The sequence below is a fragment of the Vibrio aestuarianus genome, from assembly GCF_028858425.1.
Classification (GTDB): Bacteria; Pseudomonadota; Gammaproteobacteria; order Enterobacterales; family Vibrionaceae; genus Vibrio; species Vibrio aestuarianus.
The window spans coordinates 595,838-607,305 of the sequence record NZ_JAKNYQ010000002.1; the positions used below are offsets into that span (position 1 = coordinate 595,838).

Genomic DNA, 11,468 nt, shown 5'->3' on the forward strand with positions numbered 1-11,468 from the left:
TCTATACTGTTGGCTAGTTATATACGTAAATTCATTTGAGTAGAATTCAAGGAAGTTAGAATGAAAAAAACAACGTTAATGTTAGTACTATCCACAGCAGTGGCTATGAATGCCAATGCGGGCCAAGAGAACATAGATAGAGCAGCCAAAGGGACAACCGAGTCGCCAATTTCTATTCTTGTTATGGCTAATGCCCTCGCAACGCAAGGCATTGAACAAAAGGATCCCTTATTGCTAGTGACGTCGGCAAAGTTACTTAAATTAAATGCCATAGAAACTAAGGCTAGGCAAAAAATGACAGAGGGCGGATCCAAGTCTTCGAAAGAAGGAAGGGAGCGCTATACACCAGATCGATTGCTTGAATATGCGCAGGAATGGTCTGGTGACAATGAAGCATATAAGAGTTTAATCGCTCAAGTAGAGAGCCTGCAAACTCGTGGACGAGTAGGTGGCGCGGCTCAGCATGTTGATGCTATCGATGCAGGAGCTATAGATAATTATGAGTTGATGTTTTATGGCAGAGAGTGGGCAGAAGTTGCAGTTATCGGTGATGGGGATACAGACTTGGATCTTTATGTTCGAGACGAAAATGGAAATGTGGTGTGTGAAGATACCGATTCTACGGACACTATGTACTGTGCATGGAAACCAAAATTTGATGGTAACTTTACGATCTCCATTAAAAACTACGGTGAAGTCTATAATGAGTATCTAATTATGACTAACTAAAACAAGCCCCTTTAGTATCTCTGTAATTTCAAGGAAGAATAGATGCGCAAAGTATTATTGTTGATTAGCTTATTGATCTCACCAATTACGTGGGCGATCGAATATTATGCACTTGTTGTCGGAGTGTCAGATTACCCAAATTTAGATGATGGCCTGTCATTACAAGGACCAAAATTTGATGCTGTACGGGTGAAAAACATGCTTTTACAACAGGGCTTTAGTGAAGAAAATATACATCTATTGGCCGATGGAGTGATGGGGGCTCAGCTTCCTAATAAGGAAGCAATAGTTAATGGTATCTACGACATAGAACAACAGGTAGAGCCCGGAGATTTTGTCTATTTACATTTTTCAGGTCATGGTAGCCAGCAGCCAATAAAAGGCAAAGGAGACGGCAGCGATGCTGTCGATGGATTAGATGAGATTTTTCTGCCTAGAGATGTACAGCAATGGTCTCGTTCACGTGGAGAAGTGCCGAATAGCTTGACTGATGATGAAGTTAAAATTCTCACTACTAGATTGCGCAATAAAGGGGCCAACGTTTGGTCTATTTTCGATTCATGCCATTCAGGAACTATGACTCGAAGTATTACTGGTCAGCAAGTTCGAACAAGAAATATTGACTTGGGCATACTTGCTAACTCGGAGGTGTCGGAAGTATCACTTGTTGACTCCTCTAGCGCAGAGCCTTTGAAACCGGTTGAACTGATTGAAGGTGCTGGAACATTGATCAGCTTTGGAGCGGCACAGAGCAATGAAGAAGCGCCTGAGATGGAGTTACCTAGTGGTGACACTACTGAACCACAGGGGTTATTCACATACACAATGACTTCCATGATTAGCCAAAATCCTAACATTAGTTACAGGCAGCTAGCTCAAGGGATTTTAACTGCATACAATAGTATACCTTGGTATCGAACTACCCCATTATTTGAAGGTCAAGCACTAGATGAGCCAATCTTCCATAGAGACGGGGAGGTAGATGTTCGTTACCCAATTAGCAAAAAGAAGAATAGATATCTTATCCAAGCTGGTCAATTGAATGGATTTGAAGCAGGAGCGGTAGTAGCCGCATATGATAATGTTTCTTCAGAAACCGCTGTAGCAGTGCTTGAGATCACCGCAAGTCAACTTGCAACTAGTGAGGCTGTGGTTCGTAGTGGTGAGATGAGCGGCAAAAAGGGTTTTGTTAAATTACAGAGTCCAGCCTACCCACCAGCTCTTAAAGTCAAGTGGCAAAGTGTTCCAGGTTCAAAGTGGCAGGAGGCTGTCAGAAGCCTATTGGCTGATAATGAATTTCTTGAACGAACCATTGAGTGGGTCGATGTTGGCCAGCCAGCCGATCTTTCATTGTATGTTTCTGATAACGACCTTTACTTCTTTACGCTGAGCAATGCTCAACTTCCTTGTCAGTTATCTGCACCCAAGGCAGAGAATTGTGACGACTCGGGTGAACGTTACTTGAGTTTAGAATTGGCACAGTTAACACGAAAGGAAGCCTTGAATAATAGCCTTACACGCTTGGTTAGAGCTAATAATTTAAAGCGCTTAGCAACCCAAATGGTGGGCAACTCATCTCTTGTATCGGAAGTGTTTGTGAATGATAGCCAGAGCGCTTTAGATAAAGTAATTAAGACTCGAGATGGTGATGAACTTTATATGAGCTTTGCTAATCAGAGTCGAAAGCCAATTGATCTAACCGTGATGTTTATCGATAGTGGTCAAGGAATTACTCAAATTTACCCAGAGCTTGGTCATAGTGGGCGCTTGTTCGCTGGAGAATTTGCTGAATTTGGAGGCGAGGTTAGTAATGAAAATACGACGGGGGAAGAGCAGTTTGTTGTTATCGCGGTTCCTGTGAGTAGAGATTCGCCACAAGTTTCACTAGCACATCTACAGCAAGCTCCTTTAGAGAGCACGGTATTTACAAAGTCTTCTGGCGTTTCTACAAGGGCGGTCGCTGAGCAAGGCTACGAATTAATGTTTGCTCAGGCCTTAGGAGATATGCCTCAACAAAGAGCATTTAAAAAAGCGCAGAAACCAGCAGGAAAAGCGACTATTAGCGTAATTCGCCTAAAAACTGAATGATGAAAAGTTTTCGCTTACAGTGCAAAAGCGTATTTGGGAGCATATATAAAAGGTTCACCTTTTTTACACAGTGGATCGTAATGTGTTTTCTTGGAGCATGGTTAATTTATGGCGACCCTTATGGATTAGGGAGCGCGAGTGAACGTGCTGCTGAGAGAGCAGTTTATCGGCTCCTTTCAGGTTTTTATGACGCATCTAAAAGTGAACAAAGCATTCTGGTTGTGTTGTTTAATGACCAATCAATTGCAAACCTTTACCCTTATTTGTGGGAGTCAAATGATTGGCCTCTTTCATACAGTGATCAAGCGAGTATCTTAACTACGTTAATGTCTTTAGAGCCACGTGGTGTGTTTTATGACGTGATGTGGATGAAACAACGATCACTTGACGGAAGTTACAAGAGGGCTATCCAGCACTTGACAGCAATGGAGCAAGCTACACAAATTCCGCTGTGGTTTGCAAGAGGCACAGTAAACTCAAACATGACTGAGGGGGTTGAGCAGGATCTCAAGTCATTTTCAAGCTTAGCTATAAATGGGTGGGAAGGACAAGGTGATTTGTATCCCTTGCACTCAGATAACACTCCAAATACCGCCACTATGCTGTACAACTTCTACTGCGAGCAACAGGGTTGCCAAGGTATACATGATGTTAATGCACCTTCAATGAGCGTAAGGTGGAATGCTAACAGTGCGCCCATTTTACTCCCTCATAGAAATCAGCAATGTCGTGATAGAGGAAGTGCGTTTCAGTTATTTGTACAAACAATAAAATCGGTCGCAATAAATATTATCCCTTGGTTAGAAGAGGAGAATCAGTTGCAACTGTGCCCTCCACAACGCGTTTTATATGTTGACGAGCTGATGGCAATGGTACGCTCACCAAACGAGTCGGAGCGTGAGCGAGTTAAATCTATAGTGGAAGGATCCATTGTATTAGTAGGAGGACAAATTGAAGGGGTACAGGACTACGTTGTATCTCCTGTCCATGGGTCTCTACCTGGTGTTTTTTTTCATGCAATGGCTCTCGACAACTTGATAACATTCGGGCAAAGCTATACGAGGGAAGATGATACTGTTGACCATGTGAATTTTGCTATTTGGTTACTGTATATGACCTTGTTGATTTCAATTCGTCGTTATGCCTCTAACTACATCTTTCTGATGTGGCTAAATGAAAGGCAATGGCTTTTGAGTGGTTCCTTCATCGTTGGCATACTTAGTTTGGTGTTTGGAGTATTCCACTTTGCACCTTCATCTTGGATTTCAATACTTGCGTTGGGCTGGGTCAGTATTCAAATTATTGAACGAGTTGAAAGTTACCATATAGAGCCGAAGCATGAGGGTTAGATAATGATTCGAAGTAAAGTGAATGCTTTGTCAGCAATTATATTAATCTTATTTAGCGTACTCTCTTCTCGGGCTACTGCTGAGCAGTATGTTGAACAATGGCTTCAACCTGTTGTGCCGATAAAATCACCAAATGGTGATTGGATAATGAAATCGGCAGATGAGCTACCTAACCCACCAATTTCAGTTCTTCAGCAACAGGGAGAGCTGATTCAAATCAAACTCCGAAGGATCGGGCCAGTTTGGGTACCAAAAACTGCCCTTAGATTATTTGATGAAAGCCTATTATTGACCTGTCAAACAACCGCAACAGCAAGAGCTGGCGACTATAAAAATTATGGCATGAGAGGTGAAGAAGGTTCATCGTTTACATGTATTGTAAAGTAACAATCTAGCTGTTTCTCCCTTGGGAAGACCGGCAATTTCTTGAACCAACAACTCACCTGAACTAAGTCAGTTATGTAAACGCCCCATGAACCCACGGGGCGATCTTGCTAATGCTCGAAGTTCCAAGGTAGGAGCGCATCGATATCAGGATCAGATTTCGCTAACTCTTGCATGCACTTGACCATGTAGTCGTAGAGGATGAGTCCATTGGCTTTCGCGGTCTCGACGATACTGTAAATCATCGCGCTCGCTTCAGCCCCGTTAGGGGTAGTTGAGAAGAGCCAATTTATTCTGCCAATGACCAGCGGTTTTATTGCGCGTTCAGCACGATTATTATCTATCGATAAATGACCGTCATCGATATAGCGGATAAGTTTCGGCCATTGGCCGAGCGTGTATTTTATCGCCTTACCCAGCGGACTAGACTCCATCACTTGTTGAGTCGTCATCCACTCGTACAACTCATCCAGTATCGGCTTAGCATGCTGTTTACGTTCTGCTTTTCTTTTTTCAGCAGATTCACCTTTTAAGCGAGATTCTATTCCATAGAGCTTCTGGATTTTGGCCAGCGCTTTATCCGCTTTGCCTGACTTACCTTTACCTTGAAGCTTCTTAGCATCCATGAACTTACGCCGTGCATGCGCCAAGCAGCCAACATTAGGGTTTCTAACCTTCACTTTTAACTTTCCGTTCGAACACTTCACCAACGCTTATCTCTAAGTATCCGCATACAGTGTCAACAACATCTAACTCAATTCGCGTTGCCGTTTCATTTTTCATATGTAGGAGATTGTCCGATATATAATACCCATTCTTAAATCATGCATAAAACAGATCGTGCGCGTGCAGACTTGCGTTGGCAATGCTAGCAACTAGAGAGTGCCATCTTCTCTAGTTGCTATTTGTTACACATGTGGATGTAACTCTGGCAAGACATGTTATTCTGTTATCTCTATTGTTATTTGCAAAAATATAAGAGGTTGATTTTTATCGATCCTTTACCTTCACTAATCTGAAAACATATGTTAGAACGGTTACTCTAGATTGGATCTATAGCATTAAGTCTTCATATGGATAAAACAAATAATACAAATAAAACCAAGGCGCCTACCGCTTACGAAGTTGCGAAGCTTGCTAACGTATCTCCCAGTACGGTTTCTCGATACTTTAATAGATCGTCCTATGTCTCTAATGATAAAGCGGACAAAATAGAAGATGCTATTCGTTTATTGGGGTATCGACCTCAAGTCGATGTTGATAAACTGGTAAAAACCCGTTCGCTGACAATTGGAGTTCTGGTTCAGAACCCGGATAGTCCTTACACCAGTTCTATTCTGATAGATATAGAAAAGGTGCTTGATGAACATGGGTATTCAATATTGATGTCCGTGAATAGTTGGCAGCAGAGGTTGGTTTCTCATTCTCTTGATTATCTTCTCAAAAGCGATGTGGATGCGATCATCATCATTTCTGGGAATGTTGATAAAAATCTTATTGTTAAGTGTGCTGAGAAAATACCCGTGGTTGCGGTAGGCTATGATATTGAGGGAGATAATATTCAGTCGCTTGCAATCGATAACACTCTCGGTGGATATCTTGCTACCCTACACTTAATTCAGCTTGGGCACGTTAATATCGCGCATATAAAAGGCTTGGCAAATCATCACGATGCCACCTCGCGTTTTCTTGGTTATAAAAAAGCACTCTCTGAGGCTGGTGTTGCTTATAAGGAAAAGTTGGTATTGGAGGGAGATTTTGGTATCAAAACTGGCTACGATAAAACCGTTGAGCTTATCCAGTCCGGTGTGTATTTTTCCGCCATATTTGCTGCCAATGATCTTACCGCCTTTGGTGCAATCAAAGCGTTACATCAACATGGATTTAAAGTACCGGAAGATGTCTCTGTGATTGGTTTTGATGACCTGCCGATGGCGCCTTATTTTATTCCATCACTTTCAACATTACGACAGCCGCTCGATGAAATCGGTGCGATCAGTGCTCGATGTATATTAAAGCTGCTGTGTGGAGAAGTCGAAACAGTTCGGCTTCCACCTATTTGCTTAAAAGCAAGAGATTCCACTAAGTCTCTATATCGATAAGTAAAAAGCCGAAAATATTATTTTCGGCTTTAATATGTCATGCTACTCAGTTATTGGACCGTTTCATCTAAGAAACTCGTTGCCCAGAAAAATGGCGCATTCCAGTTGATGGTTATTTCATTGAGTGTCCACGCCCCGATATCATCTTTCCAACAAGTTTGTCCAATACACTTGCCTTTCATTGATGCTGCAACAGGATCACTGAAGTTAATAGAGTTCGGGCCTCCAGACATGACACCAGGAGCGACTACTGGAGATTTACTGTCGGCGGCATGAGCCCAAAAACGGTGATGAGGATTCAGAAGCGGGCGACTACCATAGCCTGAAACATAAGACTGATCTAACGCGTTGCGACCGAGGACATAGTCCATCGCATCAATAATGCCTTCTACGTACTTCGGATTATTGGTGAAATCATATGCAATACCGAAGAAGATACTGCGGTTCATTAAGTTTGAATTTGAACCCCATGGGTACTCTTCGGTGTTGTAAGGAATATGATAACCTTCTTTTGCTATCGACTGGTAATAAGCGTCCGCAGTTTTGATAATATTCGCACGTGCTTTCTCTATTTCGCTAGCGGGTAATTTATTAGGAACGATAGCAAGAGACAAGGTTCCTGCTGCGCTCACACCTTGCCAGTACAGATCGCCAGTTGCATAAATATCTCCTTTAGGAGTCGTTAAATAGTAAGGTGAAGATTGAACCGCTTTTTTGTATTCTTCTTTCCCTGTCGTGACAAACAGTTCCGCAGCTGCCCAGTAAAACTCATCATCTAATTGAGTATCATCATATGGACCGGAGCCGACAAAGTTGTCGTATGCATATACATTTTTGTGTTGATTAGCCGCTTTCCAGGCTTTTTCTGCAGAAATTAGGCACCGCTTAGCATAGCTAGGATCGAGGTCTTGCCAGATCCTTGCACATTGCGCAGCAGTAGCGGCTAAATTAAGCGTAGCGGCTGTTGTCGGGTAGCTTAAGAATCGCTCACGTGGATCTTTGTGAGGAGGCAAAGGCATTCCCGTCCAAGCGTCATCAGCGACTTTATGAAAAACCATGCCATCGGCATTAATCGGCGTGAGTTTCAATTGATCTAATTTCTCGGATTGATCACCCACTGGAACCCAGATTTTACTGTTTTCTGGCACTTGCATTGCCATCATAAAGTCCATCATCCAGCGACTTTCATCAAGAAGATCATTGAAGTTGTTGTTATTTTCCGGGATTTTTACTTTTCCATCTGCAAATGCGTTGGTACGGTTTGTCTGCTTTTCTCTTTCGTAGTAGTTGGCGAGAGTCCATGCCGAGATACCGCCATTAACCACGTACTTGCCATGATCTCCTGCGTCATACCAGCCGCCAGTGACATCTAAATTAAGATCACAGCCTGGCCATTGGTTTCCTTTTGCATCGGTTTTATTAAAACACGTAACAACTTCAGGCAAATGTCCTGCAGGTCGAGCGAGGTCGGCTCGTTGAACGTACTCAGGAACAATATCAATGCCACTTCGTTGTTGATAGAAGAAAGAAAGGGCGTCGTACTTCATTTTTCGATAAATGGCATTATCAATAACAAATGGATGGCTTTGATGTCCGTCGACTTCTAACGTGGCTTTCTTTGCCGGATTTTGCACACTGCTAAAATCGATCAACTGGACATGCTCACCAGAGGCTTTATTCAAGCCGAATGGAATCGTTTCACCCTCAGCAATAACACGTTGGTCATCACCTAATAGCTTCCAACTTATTGGTGATGTCTCTTTAGTGATGACCGTGGCATGTTTAGGCCCATGGATAAAGTAGCCGACTTGATTAACTCTTACCCGAGCTAGGTCGCTCTCCTTAACATATTTTGGGCCGGTTAAAGAAACATCTTTAACACAGACGGTTGTTGGTGATTCGGTTCCCATTTGAAACTGGAATTGAACGTTATCGTCATCACCAGTTGGCTTAAATGAAAATTGAAATGGTTTAAGATCCTGATTGAGAGAAATATCCTGAACAAAATGGTTGGTGTATGGCGCTCCATTATGTTGGACTAGTGCTTTTACGTTTATTGACTGTTTTGCTAGCGCACTAAATTGTAGATGGTAATTTTGGCCTTGTTTTAAAGCCAGTCCCGATTGTCCAAGAATTACATCCCATGGATTCTTACCCTTCTGGGTAAAGGTAATGCAACCCATTTCGTCAGTAGATTGTAGTTCTGCGCCTGCAGCCCACCATCCGTCGGTACTTTGCGAAAAACTGCCATTGGTAATGAGTTCTTCTTTATATTCGCCGGAATTACTGGACGTCGATGGCTCTACAGCACAGCCACTAAGTCCAATAAAACCACAACTAAAAATAGCTACGATACTTAGCTGTTTCTTATTCATTTTAACCTCGTGAATTTAAAAGGATGATATGGATAGATCTCTTTTACAATAGTCATTACCCCCACAAAAAGTGGAAGTTTAAATATAAGCTTTAGAAATAGGGCATTCCGATAAGACGATATATTTCTTAACAATGCAAGTAATACTTTTTAATTTGTGAAGATGATTGTTATTTTATTTTTCATCCTATTTTGTTTTTAAAAATAAAATATTAATTTCAAGAAACGATTTCATGATGTCTATGGAAGTGTGATTGATTCCTTTTTTTTTATTTTTACTAATTAATTAAAACATATTTTTTAAAGGTGGATATGGACAATTTTTAACAAATACATCTAGAGTCTAATCGTAAAAGAAGTGGGGAAACAAAGATATTTTGCTGTTCATACTTTGTTCTCGAAACCTATAAATGTATACGACAGGTACATATAGCCCTAGTTAAGAGGTTAAAAATGAACACAATTCTACGACGCTGTAGCTATGTATTGCTACTCAATACATTATGTGTTTCTTACAGTTTTGCTTTGGATTGGAGCGGAATGAACTGGCTCGTCTCAGATGGATGGAGAAATGGTGGAAGCGAGTTCGATTGTACATGGCAATCACAAAATGTTTGGCGGGAAGATAATCTATTGATTATGCACGCTAAATCAGACTCTTATAGTAAGAGCTGCTCTGAAATTAGAACTTACCAATACGTTCGTCGTGGACGTTATGAAGTAGAAATGCAAGCGGGAGCTGTTCCCGGAACCATTAGTTCATTTTTTACTTATGCGGGAGAATCTGGAACTGACAGTCATTATGAAGTTGATATTGAACTGATGGGAGGAACGAATTTATTACACACGAATGTATGGATAGAAGGTCGTCAATCTCCTGTAGATATCGACTTAGGTCAATATGGGATGTCTATTTGGAGTATGGAAAAATATGCATTCACAATCGATGAATATGGTGTGACATGGGAAGTTTTCAGTCGATATCATAATCAGTGGATTCAAGTGCGAAGAGCCAATAAAACAGTCTCAGATTATATGCAAATATTTATTAATAACTGGATAAGTGCTAATCCCCAGTTTCCACCTAGTTATTACAATGGCAATCCCGTTTATGCAAAATATCGAACAGTTAGATTTTATTCTTATGAGTGATCTGCTGATGTTTTATATATAACAATTAACGAGAGTATAAAGTTATCATGAAAAAAATAAGTAAAAAATTTATTCTTTTGCCATTAATGGCGATGGTTATTTCTGGGTGTTATTCTGATAATAACGATAATAAATCTGATGTTTCGACATTCTTAGGCGTAGGTACAACTGCTGGCATTTCTCCGTGGATCCAGTCTGAGAATGATGGTTGGAAGGTTGCGGAGGTCAGCGTGACCCCTGCTAGTTTGGCAGGTATCAGTGCTGTATTAATCAATAATAACGGTGAGAACGATACCGCAGATATCCAAGTTACAGGTACAGGGAGTCACTTATTCATGCTTAAGTCCGAAGTGGCAACGGATCTAAGCACTTATCAGACTGGGTACCTAGAATTTAAAGTTAGGGCGAAAAGTGATACACCTGAATCTATGGTGGTTTCGATTGATAATGAGTGGCCAAACAGAAGTAGTCTAGTGCTGGTTAATCCGTTAACAGGAAGCGGAGAATGGGAAACGCTTAGCGTTCCAGTGAAATGTTTGAAACCTTTCGATGGAGCTACTGCGGTCGATTTTACACAAGTGGGTACGCCTTTCCATCTGGATGTCAAAGAGTCATTTGACTTCGAAATTACCGATGTCACTTATCGATTAACTACAGATCAAGAAACCGTTGTGGACGCTGATAGCTGTACTTCGACTTCTGATAGTAACAGTGATAGCGATAGTGACAGTAATAATGATGTGGAGCTTGGTGTGAACAATGCTCCGGCTCTTAATAGTGGAGACGTTGCACTATATTATTCGGGTGATATTGGCCAAGCTCAAGATTATTCGTCTGCTTACCCATTAAATAGTTTCGGTTTTGTTGTGCAAGAGGAAAACCAAGTCGTAAACGTCTCATCATCAGAGAATGGTGGTGTATTCCTCGGGGGTGACGATTCTAATATGGATTTCTCTGCTTACAGCGATGAACTTGTTAGTCTCGACTTGAAAATCAAAAGCTACGGAGAAACCAATGGCCTTCAGGTTAGAATGGATGGGGTCACTGAAGATTTCGGCCTGTTCTTTACTGTGGATAGCGCAATCGTACCAAGTGACAATGAATGGTACCGCTGCCAAATTCCGGTTGCATCGATTATTCCTCAAGGTAGCTTAACTCAAGTCAAGAAAGTTATTTATATCTCTGGGCCGTGGGACAGCATGAAGGATCTGGCATTTTCATTTGCCAATGTATCAATTGAAGGTAAAGGCGACAGCTATGATCCTGCATCTCCTTGTACCAAATTATAGT

At 41.6% G+C, this 11,468-nt stretch carries 9 protein-coding genes and 1 pseudogene; 7 read left to right on the plus strand and 3 right to left on the minus strand.

What is annotated here, in order from left to right; genetic code table 11:
• Nucleotides 1-60 precede the first annotated feature (60 nt).
• From MCT08_RS16240 to MCT08_RS16255, 4 genes are all read left to right on the plus strand, one after another.
• On the plus strand, nucleotides 61-729 hold the full coding sequence (locus MCT08_RS16240) for a hypothetical protein (protein ID WP_274672707.1): 669 nt from the start codon (nucleotides 61-63) through the stop codon (nucleotides 727-729).
• Nucleotides 730-771: 42 nt separating this feature from the next.
• On the plus strand, nucleotides 772-2,817 hold the full coding sequence (locus MCT08_RS16245) for a caspase family protein (RefSeq protein ID WP_274672706.1): 2,046 nt from the start codon (nucleotides 772-774) through the stop codon (nucleotides 2,815-2,817).
• 80 nt (nucleotides 2,818-2,897) lie between these two features.
• Nucleotides 2,898-4,166, plus strand: coding sequence for a CHASE2 domain-containing protein (locus MCT08_RS16250; RefSeq protein WP_274672705.1), 1,269 nt, complete (start codon nucleotides 2,898-2,900; stop codon nucleotides 4,164-4,166).
• Nucleotides 4,167-4,169: 3 nt separating this feature from the next.
• The gene (locus tag MCT08_RS16255) at nucleotides 4,170-4,553 is read left to right on the plus strand and encodes a hypothetical protein (protein ID WP_274672704.1); all 384 of its coding nucleotides are present in this window, start codon (nucleotides 4,170-4,172) and stop codon (nucleotides 4,551-4,553) included.
• A gap of 107 nt (nucleotides 4,554-4,660) precedes the next feature.
• Here the strand turns inward: MCT08_RS16255 and tnpC are convergent.
• A pseudogene (tnpC, locus tag MCT08_RS16260) lies at nucleotides 4,661-5,212 on the minus strand (IS66 family transposase); the annotation flags it as partial.
• A 7-nt stretch (nucleotides 5,213-5,219) separates the two neighbouring features.
• Nucleotides 5,220-5,333, minus strand: a complete 114-nt coding sequence (locus tag MCT08_RS18715) for a helix-turn-helix domain-containing protein (protein WP_420895664.1) — start codon at nucleotides 5,331-5,333, stop codon at nucleotides 5,220-5,222.
• A 290-nt stretch (nucleotides 5,334-5,623) separates the two neighbouring features.
• On the opposite strand from MCT08_RS18715, the gene MCT08_RS16265 reads away from it, so the two are divergent.
• Nucleotides 5,624-6,652 (plus strand): LacI family DNA-binding transcriptional regulator, encoded by a 1,029-nt coding sequence (locus tag MCT08_RS16265; protein WP_274672703.1) that lies wholly within the window; start codon nucleotides 5,624-5,626, stop codon nucleotides 6,650-6,652.
• A gap of 50 nt (nucleotides 6,653-6,702) precedes the next feature.
• On the opposite strand, the gene MCT08_RS16270 is transcribed toward MCT08_RS16265, so the two are convergent.
• A complete protein-coding gene (locus MCT08_RS16270; RefSeq protein ID WP_274678877.1) occupies nucleotides 6,703-9,027 on the minus strand; it encodes a glycoside hydrolase family 9 protein in 2,325 nt (774 codons plus the stop codon).
• Between the two features lie 539 nt (nucleotides 9,028-9,566).
• On the opposite strand from MCT08_RS16270, the gene MCT08_RS16275 reads away from it, so the two are divergent.
• Nucleotides 9,567-10,178, plus strand: coding sequence for a family 16 glycosylhydrolase (locus MCT08_RS16275; protein ID WP_274678878.1), 612 nt, complete (start codon nucleotides 9,567-9,569; stop codon nucleotides 10,176-10,178).
• Nucleotides 10,179-10,225: 47 nt separating this feature from the next.
• The gene (locus MCT08_RS16280; protein ID WP_274678879.1) at nucleotides 10,226-11,467 is read left to right on the plus strand and encodes a putative glycoside hydrolase; all 1,242 of its coding nucleotides are present in this window, start codon (nucleotides 10,226-10,228) and stop codon (nucleotides 11,465-11,467) included.
• The last annotated feature ends 1 nt before the right edge of the window (nucleotide 11,468 follow it).

Excerpts from the sequence above, each read along its gene's own strand:
- MCT08_RS18715 (WP_420895664.1), bottom strand. The coding sequence starts at position 5,333 with ATGAAAAATGAAACGGCAACGCGAATTGAGTTAGATGTTGTTGACACT.
- MCT08_RS16280 (WP_274678879.1), top strand. The coding sequence starts at position 10,226 with ATGAAAAAAATAAGTAAAAAATTTATTCTTTTGCCATTAATGGCGATG.
- MCT08_RS16255 (WP_274672704.1), top strand. The coding sequence starts at position 4,170 with ATGATTCGAAGTAAAGTGAATGCTTTGTCAGCAATTATATTAATCTTA.
- MCT08_RS16265 (WP_274672703.1), top strand. The coding sequence starts at position 5,624 with ATGGATAAAACAAATAATACAAATAAAACCAAGGCGCCTACCGCTTAC.
- MCT08_RS16245 (WP_274672706.1), top strand. The coding sequence starts at position 772 with ATGCGCAAAGTATTATTGTTGATTAGCTTATTGATCTCACCAATTACG.
- MCT08_RS16275 (WP_274678878.1), top strand. The coding sequence starts at position 9,567 with ATGAACTGGCTCGTCTCAGATGGATGGAGAAATGGTGGAAGCGAGTTC.
- MCT08_RS16270 (WP_274678877.1), bottom strand. The coding sequence starts at position 9,027 with ATGAATAAGAAACAGCTAAGTATCGTAGCTATTTTTAGTTGTGGTTTT.
- MCT08_RS16250 (WP_274672705.1), top strand. The coding sequence starts at position 2,898 with ATGTGTTTTCTTGGAGCATGGTTAATTTATGGCGACCCTTATGGATTA.
- MCT08_RS16240 (WP_274672707.1), top strand. The coding sequence starts at position 61 with ATGAAAAAAACAACGTTAATGTTAGTACTATCCACAGCAGTGGCTATG.